Annotated in this window: 13 protein-coding genes, 1 tRNA gene and 1 other RNA gene; 11 read left to right on the top strand and 4 right to left on the bottom strand. The window is 63.1% G+C overall.

Going from position 1 to position 15,611, the window contains the following annotated elements:
• Positions 1 to 2 precede the first annotated feature (2 nt).
• Together GYH35_RS00520 and dapA are read right to left on the bottom strand one after the other, a co-directional pair.
• Positions 3 to 94 (bottom strand) — tRNA-Ser (locus GYH35_RS00520).
• 55 nt (positions 95 to 149) lie between these two features.
• Positions 150 to 1,028 carry a 4-hydroxy-tetrahydrodipicolinate synthase gene (gene dapA, locus GYH35_RS00515; RefSeq protein WP_161827360.1) on the bottom strand — a complete coding sequence of 293 codons (879 nt, stop codon included), beginning with the start codon at positions 1,026 to 1,028 and terminating at the stop codon, positions 150 to 152.
• A gap of 170 nt (positions 1,029 to 1,198) precedes the next feature.
• On the opposite strand from dapA, the gene GYH35_RS00510 reads away from it, so the two are divergent.
• The 8 genes from GYH35_RS00510 (at position 1,199) to recR (ending at position 7,319) form a co-directional block, all read left to right on the top strand.
• Positions 1,199 to 1,726 (top strand): glycine cleavage system protein R, encoded by a 528-nt coding sequence (locus tag GYH35_RS00510; RefSeq protein ID WP_161814171.1) that lies wholly within the window; start codon positions 1,199 to 1,201, stop codon positions 1,724 to 1,726.
• Between the two features lie 4 nt (positions 1,727 to 1,730).
• On the top strand, positions 1,731 to 2,300 hold the full coding sequence (locus GYH35_RS00505; protein ID WP_161827359.1) for a peroxiredoxin: 570 nt from the start codon (positions 1,731 to 1,733) through the stop codon (positions 2,298 to 2,300).
• Positions 2,301 to 2,460: 160 nt separating this feature from the next.
• The gene (locus GYH35_RS00500) at positions 2,461 to 3,819 is read left to right on the top strand and encodes a PhoH family protein (RefSeq protein ID WP_407700185.1); all 1,359 of its coding nucleotides are present in this window, start codon (positions 2,461 to 2,463) and stop codon (positions 3,817 to 3,819) included.
• A gap of 11 nt (positions 3,820 to 3,830) precedes the next feature.
• Positions 3,831 to 4,316 (top strand): preQ(1) synthase, encoded by a 486-nt coding sequence (gene queF, locus GYH35_RS00495; protein WP_161827358.1) that lies wholly within the window; start codon positions 3,831 to 3,833, stop codon positions 4,314 to 4,316.
• A 135-nt stretch (positions 4,317 to 4,451) separates the two neighbouring features.
• Positions 4,452 to 4,548: signal recognition particle sRNA small type (gene ffs, locus GYH35_RS00490), an RNA gene on the top strand.
• Positions 4,549 to 4,571: 23 nt separating this feature from the next.
• On the top strand, positions 4,572 to 6,239 hold the full coding sequence (gene dnaX, locus GYH35_RS00485; protein ID WP_161814175.1) for a DNA polymerase III subunit gamma/tau: 1,668 nt from the start codon (positions 4,572 to 4,574) through the stop codon (positions 6,237 to 6,239).
• A gap of 15 nt (positions 6,240 to 6,254) precedes the next feature.
• Positions 6,255 to 6,581 carry a YbaB/EbfC family nucleoid-associated protein gene (locus GYH35_RS00480; RefSeq protein WP_161814176.1) on the top strand — a complete coding sequence of 109 codons (327 nt, stop codon included), beginning with the start codon at positions 6,255 to 6,257 and terminating at the stop codon, positions 6,579 to 6,581.
• A gap of 138 nt (positions 6,582 to 6,719) precedes the next feature.
• A complete protein-coding gene (gene recR / locus GYH35_RS00475; protein WP_161827357.1) occupies positions 6,720 to 7,319 on the top strand; it encodes a recombination mediator RecR in 600 nt (199 codons plus the stop codon).
• A gap of 14 nt (positions 7,320 to 7,333) precedes the next feature.
• Here recR and GYH35_RS00470 read toward each other — a convergent pair whose 3' ends face one another.
• On the bottom strand, positions 7,334 to 9,259 hold the full coding sequence (locus GYH35_RS00470) for an alpha/beta hydrolase family protein (RefSeq protein ID WP_161827356.1): 1,926 nt from the start codon (positions 9,257 to 9,259) through the stop codon (positions 7,334 to 7,336).
• A 99-nt stretch (positions 9,260 to 9,358) separates the two neighbouring features.
• Entirely contained in the window at positions 9,359 to 10,114 is a 756-nt protein-coding gene (locus tag GYH35_RS00465) for a helix-turn-helix domain-containing protein (RefSeq protein WP_161814179.1), read from the bottom strand.
• A gap of 148 nt (positions 10,115 to 10,262) precedes the next feature.
• Between GYH35_RS00465 and GYH35_RS00460 the strand changes: the two genes are divergently transcribed.
• Genes GYH35_RS00460 through GYH35_RS00450 form a run of 3 tightly spaced genes read left to right on the top strand, consistent with a single transcriptional unit; the run spans position 10,263 to position 15,593 of the window.
• Positions 10,263 to 12,260: a serine hydrolase domain-containing protein gene (locus GYH35_RS00460; protein WP_202624002.1), complete on the top strand. Its 1,998-nt coding sequence runs from the start codon at positions 10,263 to 10,265 to the stop codon at positions 12,258 to 12,260.
• A gap of 7 nt (positions 12,261 to 12,267) precedes the next feature.
• Entirely contained in the window at positions 12,268 to 13,299 is a 1,032-nt protein-coding gene (locus GYH35_RS00455) for a dipeptide epimerase (protein ID WP_202624001.1), read from the top strand.
• Positions 13,300 to 13,346: 47 nt separating this feature from the next.
• Positions 13,347 to 15,593, top strand: coding sequence for a TonB-dependent receptor (locus tag GYH35_RS00450; protein ID WP_161827355.1), 2,247 nt, complete (start codon positions 13,347 to 13,349; stop codon positions 15,591 to 15,593).
• Positions 15,594 to 15,611 lie beyond the last annotated feature (18 nt).

Raw genomic sequence — 15,611 nt, 5'->3', positions numbered from 1 at the left:
GGTGGCGGAGAGACAGGGATTCGAACCCTGGAACACCTGTGAGGATGTTACTGGAATTCCAGTCCAGCGCCTTCGACCACTCGGCCATCTCTCCGTTCGCAGGGCGCGAAGATTACACTACGTCGCGCCCGTTCCCAAGTAACGCTTGTTCAGGCGAAGGCGATCCCGGCCGACTGCATGGCTTCCAGGATCGGGGCCTGGTGTTGGCGGGACAGGCCCACCAGCGGCAGGCGGACGGTGTCGCCGCAGAGGCCGAGGCGGGAGACGGCCCATTTCACCGGGATGGGGTTGCTCTCCAGGAACATCGACTTGTGGAGTTGCTGCAGCTTCATGTCGAGCTTGCGGGCTTCATCCCGCTTGCCGGCCAGCGCGGCATCCATCACCGCCCGGACCTGGCGCGGCGCGACGTTGGCGGTCACGGAGACCACCCCGTTGAACCCGGCCAGCACCGCTTCGCAGGCCAGATCGTCGTCGCCGGAGAACAGCGCCAGCCGGCCGCCGACGCGGTTCAGCAGCTCCCGGTTGCGCTCCAGCGAGCAGGCTTCTTTCAGGCCGACGATATTCGGAAATTGGGCCAGCCGCTGCACGGTCTCGGGCTTCATGTCGACCACGGTGCGACCGGGCACGTTGTACAAAAAGATCGGCACGTTCACGGCCTGCGCGATGGCCTTGAAATGCTGATACAGGCCTTCCTGGGTCGGCTTGTTGTAGTAGGGCACGACCGAGAGGCAGGCATCCACGCCCACGTCCTTCGCCAAGCGGGTCAGCTCGATGGCCTCGCGGGTCGAGTTGGCGCCGGTGCCGGCGATCACCGGGAGGCGGCCGGCGGAGCGATCGACCACGCGTTTGACCACGCCGATGTGTTCCTCGACGCTCAGCGTCGGCGATTCGCCGGTGGTGCCGACGGCGACGATGGCATTGGTGCCATTGGAGACGTGGAAGTCGACCAGACGGTCCAGGGCGCTGTGATCCACAGAGCCATCCGCCTGCATCGGCGTGACGAGCGCCACGATGCTGCCGCTAAACATGGTCATCCTCGATGGGGAAGGGGCGCGATCCTACCAAGTTAACGGCAGTTAGGCACGTAAGACCGGCCGGGTCCGCCGGGGGATCGGGCGGCCGCTGGCAGGGAATTCGCGTTCCGACTGGCGCGCGGGTGCGTGTAAACTGGCGACCCGTAAATCCAATCAGGCCCTCGATGCAGTTCATCGTCATTTCCGCGCTCGGCAGCGATCGCACCGGTCTCGTCTACGATCTGACCCGCGTGGTGCTCGACTGCTCCGGCAACATCGTCGACAGTCGGATGAGCTCGCTCGGCAGCGAGTTCGCCATGCTGCTGCTGGTGTCCGGCAACTGGCATACGCTCGCCAAGCTGGAAACCGAGCTGAAAAAGCTGAGCGATTCCTCCGGGATCACGGTCAGCCTGCGCCGCACCGACCAGCGTCCGCCGCGCAAGGACGTGGTCACGTATTCGGTCGACGTGGTGTGCCTCGACCAGCCGGGCATCGTGCACAACCTGGCCGGTTTCTTCAGCGCGCGCGGCATCGATATCGCCGAGTTGAATACGCGCAGCTACGCGGCCGCGCACACCGGCGCGCCAATGTTTTCCGTACAGATGATGGTCCACATTCCCAGCAAGATTCACATCGCGGCGCTGCGCGAGGAATTCATGGATTTGTGCGATCAGCTCAACCTCGACGCCATTCTCGAACCCGTGAAGTCGTAACCGAATGCCGGCCAAGAAAACGTCTTCCGTCGCGAAGAAAACGGTCAAGAAAGCGCCTGCCAAGAAAGCTGCGGCTGCGAAAAGCGCGCCGATCAAAAGTGGCGGCTCGGGCAAGATCGCGGTAGGCAAGAAGGTCCCCGCGTTCTCCAGCCTGGTCACTGGCGGCGGCTCGTGGAAATCGAGCGAGGCGGCGGGCAAGAACCTCGTGATCTATTTCTATCCTCGCGATAACACGCCCGGTTGCACGACCGAAGGCGAGGCGTTCCGCGATCTCGCGCCGGCCTTCAAAAAGGCGAACACCCTGATCCTTGGCGTCTCGCCCGACAGCATCGCCTCGCACGAGAAGTTCAAGGCCAAGTTTCAATTCCCCTTCGAGCTGCTCTCCGATGAGCAACAGGCGCTGTGCCAGCTGTTCGATGTGTGGCAGGAAAAGAGCTTGTACGGCCGCAAGTTCATGGGCGTGGAGCGCAGCACATTCCTGATCGACGCGAACGGCGTGCTGCGTCAGGAATGGCGCAAGGTGAGAGTGCCGGGGCACGCCGACGCCGTGCTCGAAGCCGCGCAAGCACTGTAATTGTAATAGCGCACCCGTAGTCTCCTTCGACCTCTTCCTGGGAGTATCGACAAGCCTCATGGCCAAAGCCGAATCGAGCGAATCCAAGGCCGCCGACAAGCGCAGTCGTGCGGGCAAGCGCGGCCAGCGACGCATCTTCGTGCTGGACACCAACGTTCTGATGCACGACCCGACCGCGATCTTTCGCTTCGACGAGCACGACGTCTACATTCCGATGATCGTGCTGGAAGAGCTCGACGCCGGTAAGAAGGGTTTGTCGGAAGCGGCGCGTAACGTGCGGCAGGTGAGCCGCTTCCTCGATGAGCTGATGGTCGGTGTCGACAAGACGGCCATCGATCACGGCATCGAGCTGCCGACCAGCAAATACATCAATGGACAGAAGAAGGCCGTCGCGGGCCGGCTGTTCTTCCAGACCAAGGTCTTGAGCGGCGGTCTGCCGGATACGTTGCCCGGCCACGGCGCCGACAACGCCATCCTCGGCCAGGCGCTGGCGTTACAGAAAGAACATACCGAAGCGCGCGTCACGCTGGTGTCCAAGGACATCAACCTGCGCATCAAGGCGTCGATCATCGGCGTGTACGCCGAGGACTATTACAACGACAAGACCATCGAAGATGCGGACCTGCTGTACACGGGGCTGCAGGAGCTGCCGGCCAACTTCTGGGAGAAGCATGGCAAGAACATGCACTCCTGGCAGGAGCAGACGCGCACTTACTATCGCGTGCACGGGCCGATGGTGCGCGACTGGCACGTCAATCAATTTCTGTATCAGCAGGACGCGAACGGCCTCGAAGCGATCGTGCGCAAGATCGATGGTAACGAAGCGGTGCTCGAGCTGATCCGCGACTTTCGCAACGAGCGGCACAGCATCTGGGGCATCAACGCGCGCAACCGCGAACAGAATTTCGCATTGAATCTGCTGCTCGATCCCGAGATCGACTTCGTGACCATTCTCGGACCGGCCGGCACCGGCAAGACGCTGCTCACGCTGGCGGCGGGGCTCGCGCAGACGCTGGAGAGCAATCGCTACAGCGAGATCATCATGACGCGCGTGACGATTCCGCTCGGCGAAGACATCGGCTTCCTGCCCGGCACGGAAGAAGAAAAGATGGAGCCGTGGATGGGCGCGCTGATGGACAACCTCGAAGTGCTGACGCAGAGCCAGGAGGGCGGCAACTGGGGGCGCGCGGCGACCAACGACCTGCTGCGCAATCGGATCAAGATCCGCTCGCTGAATTTCATGCGCGGCCGCACGTTCCTCAATCGGTTCCTGATCCTGGATGAGGCGCAGAACCTGACCGCGAAGCAGATGAAGGCGCTGGTGACGCGCTCCGGCCCGGGCACGAAAGTGGTCTGCCTCGGCAACATCGCGCAGATCGATACGCCGTACTTGACGGAGACCACCTCGGGCCTCACGTATGTGGTCAATCGATTCCGCGATTGGTCGCACGCCGGCCATATCACGCTGATGCGCGGCGAGCGCTCACGGTTGGCGGATTACGCGTCGGAAATACTTTAAGGTGGCCACGATTGGCGAAAGGTAAGAAGCAGAAGGCCGCGGAGGTCGCTCAGCACGTGAGCCAGCTCGGCTCGAGCGTCGCGCTGCCGACGTCGCCGGAGAAGGCGACGCTCGAGCGCGTGCCCAATCCGCATCCGGACAAGCAGTACCTCGCGCGCTTCACTGCGCCGGAGTTCACGTCGCTGTGTCCAGTGACCGGCCAGCCGGATTTCGCGCACCTCGTGATCGACTATGTGCCCAAGCAGTGGCTGGTCGAGAGCAAGTCGCTCAAGCTGTACCTCGGCTCGTTCCGCAACCACGGCGCGTTCCATGAGGATTGCACGGTCGCCATCGGCGCACGCCTGGTGAACTTCCTGAAACCGCGCTGGCTGCGCATCGGCGGGTACTGGTATCCGCGCGGCGGCATCCCCATAGACGTGTTCTGGCAGACGGGCGAGCCGCCGAAGGGGCTCTGGCTGCCGGACCAGGGCGTGCCGGGTTATCGCGGCCGGGGCTAAGACCAACGTTGTCGCTACGGAGCGCCGTAGGGTTTACGGGAAACCGTAGACGAGATCTACGGGAAACCGTTCTGCTCTGGTATATTCCGCCGCCTCAAACGACTGCCGATTTTCGTGGGCTTCTATGGCGGCTCGCGTCGGTTTCTCCGCGACGATCAGCCGCGAACCCCGCCAGGCCCGGAAGGGAGCAACGGTAACGGTGATATCGGGCGCCGGAGAAGCGCCGGCGCGGGCCGTCTCCATCAAGGTTCCCGCATGTCCTATCTAGCTCTCGCCCGCAAATGGCGGCCGCGCAGTTTCACCGAGCTGGCTGGCCAGGATCACGTCATGCGCGCGCTCGTCAATGCGTTGCAGACGGGGCGGGTGCATCACGCGTTCTTGTTCACCGGCACGCGAGGTGTAGGCAAAACCACCATCGCGCGCATCCTGGCGAAGTCGCTGAATTGCGAAACCGGCATGACGCCGACGCCGTGCGGTGTCTGCAGCGCGTGTCGCGAGATCGATGAGGGCCGCTTCGTCGACCTGATCGAAGTCGACGCCGCCTCGCGCACCAAAGTCGACGACACGCGCGAGTTGCTCGATAACGTGCAGTACGCGCCGGCTCGCGGCCGCTACAAGGTCTACCTGATCGACGAAGTGCACATGCTCTCGACGCATTCGTTCAATGCGTTGCTGAAGACGCTCGAAGAGCCGCCGCCGCATGTCAAATTCCTGCTCGCGACCACCGATCCGCAGAAGCTGCCGGTGACGGTGCTGTCGCGCTGCTTGCAGTTCAGTCTGAAGCGCTTCCCGCCGGCGATGATCTTGAACCGGCTCAAGTTCATCTGCGAGCAGGAGAACATCGCATTCGAAGCCGACGCGCTCCGCATGGTCGCGCGTGCCGCTGAAGGCAGCATGCGTGATGCGCTGAGCCTGCTCGATCAAGTCATCGCGTTCGGCGGTGGCAAGCTCACTGCCGATGACACGCGCACCATGCTCGGCACGTTGGATCGTGCGCAAGTATTCGGCATCGTCGAAGCGCTGATCGCGCGCGATGCACGCAAGGTCCTCGACGGCGTGAATGAATTGGACGAGCACGCGCCGGACTATCGCGAAGTGCTCGCCGAGCTCGCGGCGCTGTTGCAGAAGCTCGCGCTGTTGCAGGCGGTGCCCGATCTGCAGATCGACGAGTCGGATGACGTTGAGGCTTATAAAAAGCTTGCGGCGGCGATCTCGCCGGAAGATGCGCAGCTGTTTTATCAAATCGCCATCGTCGGTCGTCGCGACCTCGAGCTTGCACCCGATGCGCGTGGTGGATTCGAGATGGTGTTGCTGCGCATGTTGGCGTTCAGCGCGCAGGAAGTGGTGGCGTCCGCGGGTAGCGCGCCAACATCAGCGCCGGCGCCGGCCCGTTCTGGCGGTGTGCCGGCCTCGGTGCGTGCGGCTGCGGCCGCTCCCGTTCAAGCGCAGGCGCCTGCGCCCAGCGTTGCGACGACTTCAACCCCGGCGCCTGCGGCCGCTCCGGCACCGGCCGCTGCATCCGGCAGCAACGGCGATTGGAACGCGATGGTCGCGCAGATGGGGCTCGGCGGCATTACACGTCAGCTCGCAGTGAACTGCGCGTTCCTTGGCAAGCACGGAAACAAAGTGCGTCTGCAGCTCGATCCGGAGGGCGCGCACTATCGTACGGCGATGATGGAAGACAAGCTCCGGCAGGCGCTGAGCACGTATTACGGCGAGCCGGTCGTGCTGGAGTTCATCGAAGGCGCCGCCGCTGGCGGCGAGCCGATGAATACACCGGCGCGTCAGCTCAAGGCCGCGGCCGACGATCGCTTGCAGAACGCCCGATCTTCCATCGAGAACGATCCCAATATTCGCGCCATGAAAGAAATCTTCGGCGCGACGGTCACTCCCGAGTCCATCCGGCCGACCGACAATCAATGACGGAGTGTGTCAGTTATGAAAGGCAATATCGGCAACATGATGAAACAGGCGCAGCAGCTGCAAGCGAACATGCAGCGCGCGCAAGCCGAGATCGCGCAGCTCGAAGTCACGGGCGAGGCGGGCGGCGGCATGGCCAAAGTGGTGATGACCGGCAAGCATGAAGTGCGCCGCGTGACGCTCGATCCTTCGATCGTGAGCAGCGACGACAAAGACATGCTGGAAGACCTGGTCGCCGCGGCCATCAACGACGCCGTGCAGAAGGTCGAGCGTACGACGCAGGAACGGATGTCGGCGCTGATGGGTGGCTTGAACCTGCCGCCCGGGTTCAAGATGCCGTTCTGATTATCTGGTCGGGATCGGGCACCCTGCCACGACCCTCCCGGCGAGTCGGCAAAAGGCGTGACTTTTGCCTCTCGCCCGCCACCTGCGGCGGCGGGGTACGTCCCTGTACCCGAGGTGGTACTCAGCTAACATCAGCTTATGATCTATCCTCCGTCGCTGATTTGCCTGATCGAAGCATTGCGTTGCCTGCCCGGCGTCGGGCCGAAGTCGGCGCAGCGCATGGCGTTTCATTTGCTGGAGAAAGACCGCAACGCCGCCGGCCTGCTCGCCGACGCCTTGCAGAAGGCCGTCGTCGACGTCGGTCGCTGCCAGCGCTGCCGGATGTTTGCGGAGGCCGAGCTTTGCCCGATCTGCGCCAATGCCTCGCGGGATCGCGGGACGCTGTGTGTCGTCGAGTCTCCCGCCGACGTCGCGGCGATCGAGCAGTCGGGTAGCTATCGCGGCACGTACTTCGTGCTGATGGGGCATCTGTCGCCACTCGATGGCATCGGTCCCGACGAGCTTGGCTTTGCGCAATTGGAAACATTGCTGGCCGAGGGCTCGGTCGCCGAAGCCATTCTCGCGACCAGCACCACCGTCGAGGGCGACGCCACCGCGCATGTGATCGCCGAGATCGCGGCCCGTCACAATGTGAAATCCAGCCGCATCGCTCACGGCGTGCCGATCGGCGGCGAGCTCGAATATGTCGACGGCGGTACGCTCGCTCATGCGCTCGCCGGTCGGCGAACGCTCACCTGAGTTCCGCGCGACCGTTATTCACCGGCCGTGGCGCCACCGCCGAGGTGCTCCTTCAGGAACGCGTCGCTCTCCGTAAGCACGGTGTGGCGCGCTTTGTACGTCAGCAGGGCCGGATCCGCCGCTGTGTATTCGACCAGCCGCGCCGATCGTTGATAGAGATCCATTTCTTCCTTGAGATGGCGCGACTGAGACGCCTTCGCGAGCAATCTGTCAGTGTCATGCAACAGCAGCACGGGCACCCTGAGCGACTGCGCGCTGCGTGCAGGCGAGATCGCCGTTGCTGCGGCTTTGTCGTTGTAGCGCGTGCCGATGTAGGTTTCCCAATACTGGAATGCTTCGGATTGCTCATTTGTAAACTGCAGCACACGACCGAACATGGTGACAGGATCGGTGATGGCGTTCACTGCTACGGCGCATCTGATCAATCCAGGTTCGCGTAAACCCATCATGAGCGCCGCATAACCGCCATAGCCTCGTCCGGCGGCGCAAATTCGGTTCCGATCCGCAAGGCCCGAGCCAACGAGGAAGCGCGCGCCATCGATCAGGTCGTCGATCATGGCGCCGCCGAATTCGCCAAAGCCGGCGCTGAGAAACGCCTTGCCGCGATCCGATGCGCCTCGGACGTTTGGACGAAGAACGGCATATCCTCGTTGAGCCAGGAAGTTGGCCCACCAATCGAATCCGCCATCGTCGCGTCCCGCGAATTCGGCGCGCGCCATCACGATCAAAGGAAAAGGGCCATGCTCGGCGCGCTGGCCCGCTGGCAAGGTGACGGATGCTTCGATCTCGAGGCCATCGCGCGCTGTGTATTCAATGGTCGCAACGGACAGGGACGGCAAATCCGCGAGCTGCGGGCGCGCTGCGCCGAGCGGCGACAACGAACCTTGTTTGCGATCGAACAGGTAGTGTGTTTCGGAACCTCCTCCGGGCGGGCGCGCGCTTACGGTAAACGCGGACATGTCGTCCGACCACGATTCCAACCTCATGGTCAGGCCGCTCAGCGCTTTCGCGATGCCGAGTTGAGTCTTCTGCAGCGTTTCGTCAAAAAAGAAGTGGCGACCGATACCGGTGCCGTAAGTGAAACCGATGACGTCGTCGGATCTTGGCGCTTTGCTGAAGTAGAGCAAGTTCTCCGCAGGTATCCTCGGGTCGCGCGGTACGGGTTCGCCGGTCTCGACATCGAACTCCTGATAGCGCTGCACTTCACCCTCGAAATAGCCCACGGCCGCGACACGCCGGCCACCCTGGACCGGGCCGAGAAACAACGGAGCTAGGGGGGATTTTTCGGGTAGCGGACCTAGTTTCAATTGCACCGGCTTGCCGTCCTTGCCGCGGAGTGCGAAGACATTCTGTTTCCGATCCGTGCGCAGCTCGATCGACCTTTCGCCGAGCGCGTCGAACCACAGCTGTGTCGTGTCGGGATGGAGCGCCTCGCGGTATTTCACTTTACCCGTGTTCACATCGCCGCGAACGACCATCCCTGGCGTACGAGCGATGAACTCACCCGGCGCATTGGCGGGCCTGGAAGCCACGTCCGGAAGGCTCCAGGGCTTGGTGACGCCCGTGCGGACGTTGCTCGCCAGGGCGGCGGTCCAGCCTCGGTTCCCGTCCATTTCCATGGACCTGCTCAATTCCAGCAGCACCCAATCAGTGTCGAGCCACTCGGCGCTTCTGAGCCATCGATTCTCTCCAGGGGCGCTGAGGATGATGGGCGCCTTGCCCATTGCATCCAGTTCGTAGACGCACGCCGCCCGCAGTTGCTGGTGGGAGCAACCCAGCAACACAAATTTACCATCGGGAGAGGCGGCGGAGCTCCAGATCGTTTCAACGGCGGCGAAACGCTCGATCAGATCGTCGGCTTCGACATCGGCGGCCATGACAGGTAGCACGGGCACGATTGCCCATAGATAACAGGCGATCCGTTGCAAGACCCGGCGCACGTCCAAGTGTCCTCCCGCTGTTCTTATCGACCGACGGTCGTATTCGTCACCCGCGGGCGAATGGTGACACGGAGCGAAAATCGCTGAAAGGGCCGTGTGCTAGGCCGCGGTTTTCTTCTTCGCTGGACCTTTGCCTTTGGGGGCGGGGGGCGGCTCGGCGGGGGGCTCCAGACGCACCTGATCGTCGCCGTGCAGCTCCATCAAGGACTCCATCAGATCTTCTTCTTCCGCGCTCGAGCACACGCCCAGCACCGTCGCTTCATCGCAGCCTTCGGCCGCGACATAGGCGTGGCCCATGTTCGAATCGAGATAGATGGACTCGCCGGCCGACAACACGATGGGATCGTAGAACTCGGTGTGGATCTCGATCTCGCCTTCGAGCACGTAGATATATTCTTCGCCCGAGTGATGCACCAGCTCGCCGAATTCCTCGACGCTCTTCGCGCGGATGCGCGTCAGGATCGGAATCATCCGTTTGCGCCGCAGCTCCGCGCATAAATAGAAATAATCGTAGTTGGGCGTGTTGACGCGGATCGCGCGCTCCATTTTGCCGATGCTGCGTCGGGCGGTCACCGGCTGCGGCGAGGGCTCGCTCGACTCGGCGAACAGATCCGACATTCGAATCTTCAACCGCTCGCTCAACTGCAACAGCTTGTCGTAGGTGAGCGTGAGCCGGTCGTGCTCGACCTTCGCGAGCGTCGACAGCGGGATGCCGGTGCGATCGCTCATCTGCTTGAGCGTCCAGTCATTGCGGGTGCGCAGACCCCGCAGCACGCGGCCGAGCGTCGGCTTGTCGGCGGGACGCTCGGTGCGCTGCTGCACGGCTGACTTCTCGGCGGGTTTGGGTGTTTTCATCGCGGCTGATTGTAGCGGATGCCGGCTCAGGCTCGCGCCGGAACTGTTTTGCATGATCAGGTTGACGATTCTCTAAGCAGGACTATTATTGCCAATAGGAGAAAATACCGCCGCCCAAGAAGCGGCCCCCCATGCAGGTGAGGATGCGATGCGCGCACGCGTGCTGACGATGTTTCTGGCCGCCCTGTGTTCCTGGGCGAGTCCTGGGTGGGCACAGGAGGGGGCGCAGCTGCCGCCGCCGGGCCCGGCGGCCGAAACGACCGTGCCGCAGACAGAACCGCCCGGAGCGGCTCCACTGACGCGCGAGAACGTCGAGGCCTGGCTCGACGGTTACATGCCGTACGCCCTGCAGATCGGCGATATCGCCGGCGCGGTCGTGGTGGTCGTGAAGGACGGGCAGGTGCTCGCGCAGAAGGGTTACGGCTACGCCGACGTCAAAACCAAGAAGCCGGTCGACCCCGAGCTCACGCTGTTCCGGCCCGGCTCGATTTCCAAGCTGTTCACCTGGACGGCGGTGATGCAGCAGGTCGAGCAGGGCAAGCTCGATCTGGACGCCGACGTCAATCAATATCTCGATTTCGAGATTCCGCCGCGTGACGGCCAGCCCGTGACGCTACGGAACATCATGACCCACACCGCGGGCTTCGAAGAGCAGCTGAAGGGCTTGATGGGCGAGGAAGGCGGCGAGCCGGTGAAGCCGTACGACGAGCTGCTCAAGCACTGGGTGCCCGAGCGCATCTTCGCGCCTGGCACGACGCCGGCTTATTCCAACTATGCGACATCGCTGGCCGGTTACATCGTGCAGCGTGTGTCGGGCGTGCCGTTCGATGACTACATCGAACAGAACATCTTCGCGCCGTTGGGCATGCAGCACGCGAGCTTCCGTCAGCCGCTGCCGGAGAGCCTGAAGCCGCTGATGTCGAGCGGTTATAACCTCGCCTCCGAGGGCGAGGCGAAGCCGTATGAAATCGTCGGCCCGGCGCCCGCCGGCAGCCTCGCCGCAACCGGCGCGGACATGGCGAAGTTCATGATCGCCCATCTGCAAAACGGCGCGTTCGGATCGGCGCGCATCCTGCAGGAGGACACGGCCAAGCAGATGCATGGCACGCCGCTCACCATCCTGCCGCGCGTGCATCGCATGCTGCTCGGTTTCTATGAGCAGAACTACAACGGCCGTCGCGCGCTCGGCCATGGCGGCGACACCAACTGGTTCCACAGCGATCTGCATTTGTTCATCGACGACGGCGTCGGCATGTACATCTCCGTGAACAGTCCCGGCAAGGGCGGGGCGGCGCAAAACGTCCGTGCCACCTTGTTCGAGCAGTTCGCCGATCGTTATCTGCCGGGCCCGACGCTCGACGGCAAGGTCGATGACAAGACCGCGGCGGAGCACGCTCGGATGATGGCCGGCGTGTATGAGAATTCGCGTCGCATCGATTCGAGCTTCTTCAAGCTGCTGGGCCTCGCCGGTCCCGTCAAGGTCATTCCGAATCCGGATAACACTATCAGCGTGTCGATGGCGCTGAATCTCGCCGGCGTGCCGATCAAGTGGCGCGAAGTCGAGCCGTTCGTCTACCGCGACGCCGATGGCGAGAGCCTGCTCTCCGCCGAAGTGAAGGACGGGCAGGTGGTGCGCTTCAGCTTCGATGGTGTCTCGCCGTTCATGATGTTCGATCGCACGCCCGCCTCGCGCTCGCCGGGCTGGCTGTTGCCGACGGCGATCATCGGCTTGATCTCGCTGCTGCTGACCAGTCTCGCCTGGCCGGTCTCCGCGCTCGTGCGTCGGCACTATGGCGTCGCCTACGGGTTGTCGGGCGACGATGCCAAGGCGCATCGCTGGGTGCGAATCGCCGCGACGGCTGCGGTTGCGATCCTCATCGCCTGGGCCATCACGATAGCCAAGATGATGGGCAATCTGACGCTGCTCTCGACAGGCTCCGATGGCTGGGTCTGGCTGATGCAGCTGTTGTCGCTGGTCGTATTCGTCGGCGGCGCGATCTTCGGTGTCTGGAATGCGTGGGTCGTCGTGCGCAGCCCGCGCAAGTGGTATGCGAAGGCCTGGGCCGTCGTGCTCGCGTTGTCGCTGCTCCTGCTGCTGTACATCGCGCTCACGTTCCATCTCATCGCGTTCGATGTGAACTACTGAGGCCTTCATGAGCACTGCCGAGGCGATGACGATGAGCACCGCGGTTCCCATGCAGATGGAGGTTGGGATCGAGCGGCTGCGCTTGCGCAATCCGTTCCGGATCTCGGGCTATACGTTTACCGAAGTGCCCGTCGCCGTCGTCACCGTGGAAAGTGAGCGAGGTCGCGGCCGCGGTGAGGCGGCCGGTGTGTACTACTTGAAGGACACGCCGGAGGGCATCGTAGAAACATTGGAGCGGCATCGCTCCATCATCGAGAGCGGCATCACGCGACAGCAATTGCTCGAGCTGTTGCCGCCCGGCGGTGCGCGCAACGCGCTGGATTGCGCGCTGTGGGATCTCGAAGCGAAGCATGTCGGCGTGCCGGTGTGGCGCCTGGCCGGCGTGGACATCGTCGCGCCATGCGTGACGACCTTCACCTTGAGTGCGGATGGTCCGCCGGCCGTCGTGAGCGCGGCTGAAGCGCTGCCGCACGCCAAAGCACTCAAATTGAAACTCGATGGCGATCTGCAAATGGACAAAGAGCGCGTGCGCGCCGTGCGCAGGCTGCGTCCCGATGCGTGGATCGGGGTCGACGCCAACCAGGGTTATTCCCTCGAGAAGCTCAAAGCCATCATGCCGTCCTTTGTCGAAGCCGGCGTGAAGCTCGTCGAGCAGCCGCTGCCCCGCGGTCGCGAGGCGGACCTCGAAGGGTTCAAGAGCCCGATTCCGCTCGCGGCGGACGAAAGCGTGCAGGGGCTCGCCGACGTGCGCGGCCTGCGGGGCCGTTTCCAGGTCGTGAACATCAAGCTCGATAAATGCGGCGGGCTGACCGAAGCCCTCGCGATGGCGCGCGAGGCACGACGCCTCGGCATGCAAGTCATGGTCGGCAACATGGTGGGCACCAGCCTCGCCATGGCGCCGGCCTTCGTGGTCGCGCAGCTGTGCGACTACGTCGATCTCGACGGGCCGGTGTTTCTGGCCGAGGACCGTCACCCCAGCATCACGTACCAGGATGGCAGCGTGTATTGCGCGAGCAATGTCTGGGGCGATGTGATGTGAAGTAACCCGCAATGGCGCGGTCATCAACAACTATACGGGGAGCGACCATGAGTGACTTTTTGAATCTGTCGCGCGGGATGACGATCGGCGTCTCCACCAGCGCCTTGGCGCTGCTGATGAGCGCGACCAATGTGGGAGCGGCAGAGGGCGCGGCGGGCGTGATCGACGAGATCGTCGTGACCGCACAGAAGCGCAGCGAAAGCGTGCAGGACGTGCCGGTCTCGGTGAGTGCGTTCGCCGAGGAACAATTGACTCGCGTGCATGCGACGCAGCTGCAGGACTATGCGGCCTACATGCCCGGCATCAACATCGCCAATGGCGGCAGCCCCGGTCAGACGAGCATCACCTTGCGCGGTATTGCACCGGTCGGCCCGGGCTCGGTCGTGGGAACCTACATCGATGAAACGCCGCTCGGTGCGAGTAACAACTACGCACGCGCCACCACCTTCGCGCTCGATCTCATGCCCTATGACATCGAACGCGTCGAAGTGCTGCGTGGCCCGCAAGGCACGCTCTATGGCGCAGGCTCCATGGGCGGCTTGCTCAAATACGTTCTGAAGGAGCCGAGCACCGATGCACTGGAGTTCCGTGCCGGTGTCGAAGGCTCCGACGTGAGCGGTGCTGACGATCTGGGCTGGGCCGCGCGAGCCGGCGTCAACGTGCCGCTGGGGGACTCGGTCGCATTGCGCGCGAGCTACTTCCAGCAAAACACGCCGGGCTATATCGACAACGTTTATACCGGGGAAGAAGACGCGAACGAGCTGGAGCAGAGCGGTGGGCGCGTCTCGCTGCTGTGGCGGATCAACGATGCGGCCTCGCTCAAAGTGAACGCGCTGTGGCAGCAGCTGGACTCCGATAACAATGGAACGATGGCGCTGTCGCTGGTCGATACCGATCCGTTCCGCGGGACGGCCAGCTTCGGCGATCTCGGCACGTCGATCCCGAACGAGGAGCCGTTCAGCAAGGATGTGGATTACTACTCGGCAACCCTGAACTGGAATCTGGGCTGGGCCGACTTCGTGTCCGCGACCAGCTATTCCAAAACGCACACGTCGCAGACGCAGGACGCGAGCATCACGTACGGCTCGTTGTTTCCCATCTTGAGCCTGCTGTTCGAGCTGCCGGGCGCGCCCTTCGACGAAGGCCTGAGCAAGTTCAACATTAGCCTCGACCACGAGAAGTGGACGCAGGAGTTCCGGCTCGCGTCCACCGGCGAGGGGGCGATCCAGTGGCGCATCGGCGCGTTCTATACCGACGAGGAGAGCGAGAACACGCAGGTGGTCGATGCGACCGATATCAATGGTGTGCCGATCGAAGGGTTCCTGCCGTATTTCGCGTTCGCGCAGTTGCCTTCGCAGTACAAGGAGCTCGCCGTCTTCGGCGATGTGACGTTCAAGATCAACGACAGCTTCGATGTCATCACCGGTTTGCGTTATGCACAGAACGATCAGAAGTTCCGGCAGATCAGCAGTGGCGCCATCATCGTGACCGCGAACGATCCGGGTGAGTCCGACGAAGACGTGGTCACCTATGCGATCAGCCCGCGCTGGCATGTGACCGACGACACCATGCTCTACGCGCGCGTCGCGACGGGCTATCGACCGGGCGGTCCGAACACCATCGTCCCTGGGATGCCGCCGGCGGTGGAGGCCGATGAGCTGACCAACTATGAGCTCGGTTGGAAGAGCATCTTCATGGACGGTCGCGCGCTGCTGAATGCCGCCGTGTTTTACATCGATTGGAAGGACATCCAGCAAGCCCGGACGTTTGGCGGCGTGACCGGCCTGGACAACGCGGGCGATGCGGAGAGCCAGGGTATCGAGGTGGAATCGTTGTTCTCGGTCGCCGAGGGCTTGCAGCTCGGCTTCAATTTCTCCTATACGGATGCCACCTTGAAGTCGACCCCGCCGGACCTGCCGAACGCACTGGACGTGCAGCTGCCGGGCGTGCCGGAATGGAGTGGCGCGATCACCGCCAACTACGCATTCACGGCGTTCGGCGGTCGCGAAGCCAACGTCGGCGGCGGCTGGCGCTACGTGGACGAGCGTTATTCGCAAGTCGTCACGACGGTAGGCAACCTGGCGTACGCACTGCCTGCTTACGACGTGCTGGATCTCAATGCCGATGTGCAGTTCGATAGCGTGACGGTGCGATTGTTCGTGAAGAATCTGACCGATGAGCGCGCGTTCACCGGCGGCGGCGTGACGACGGACGGGCTGAACCAGCCCGTGCGCCTGGATGTCGCCGTGCTCCAGCCGCGCACCGTGGGTTTGAGCGTCGATTTCCAGTTTTAAGTGATAAGTTGATCGAAT

The sequence above is a fragment of the Steroidobacter agaridevorans genome (genome assembly GCF_009932555.1).
GTDB lineage: Bacteria > Pseudomonadota > Gammaproteobacteria > Steroidobacterales > Steroidobacteraceae > Steroidobacter > Steroidobacter agaridevorans.
The sequence above is the reverse complement of the archived record's forward strand: the minus strand, read 5'-3'. Positions and strand labels throughout refer to the sequence as shown.

What these genes read in the sequence shown, in the direction of transcription:
- GYH35_RS00460 (WP_202624002.1), top strand. Translation starts at nt 10,263, where the DNA reads ATGCGCGCACGCGTGCTGACGATGTTTCTGGCCGCCCTGTGTTCCTGG.
- GYH35_RS00505 (WP_161827359.1), top strand. Translation starts at nt 1,731, where the DNA reads ATGCCGGCCAAGAAAACGTCTTCCGTCGCGAAGAAAACGGTCAAGAAA.
- GYH35_RS00480 (WP_161814176.1), top strand. Translation starts at nt 6,255, where the DNA reads ATGAAAGGCAATATCGGCAACATGATGAAACAGGCGCAGCAGCTGCAA.
- GYH35_RS00510 (WP_161814171.1), top strand. Translation starts at nt 1,199, where the DNA reads ATGCAGTTCATCGTCATTTCCGCGCTCGGCAGCGATCGCACCGGTCTC.
- GYH35_RS00465 (WP_161814179.1), bottom strand. Translation starts at nt 10,114, where the DNA reads ATGAAAACACCCAAACCCGCCGAGAAGTCAGCCGTGCAGCAGCGCACC.
- GYH35_RS00500 (WP_407700185.1), top strand. Translation starts at nt 2,461, where the DNA reads ATGCACGACCCGACCGCGATCTTTCGCTTCGACGAGCACGACGTCTAC.
- recR (WP_161827357.1), top strand. Translation starts at nt 6,720, where the DNA reads ATGATCTATCCTCCGTCGCTGATTTGCCTGATCGAAGCATTGCGTTGC.
- dapA (WP_161827360.1), bottom strand. Translation starts at nt 1,028, where the DNA reads ATGTTTAGCGGCAGCATCGTGGCGCTCGTCACGCCGATGCAGGCGGAT.
- GYH35_RS00455 (WP_202624001.1), top strand. Translation starts at nt 12,268, where the DNA reads ATGAGCACTGCCGAGGCGATGACGATGAGCACCGCGGTTCCCATGCAG.
- dnaX (WP_161814175.1), top strand. Translation starts at nt 4,572, where the DNA reads ATGTCCTATCTAGCTCTCGCCCGCAAATGGCGGCCGCGCAGTTTCACC.
- GYH35_RS00450 (WP_161827355.1), top strand. Translation starts at nt 13,347, where the DNA reads ATGAGTGACTTTTTGAATCTGTCGCGCGGGATGACGATCGGCGTCTCC.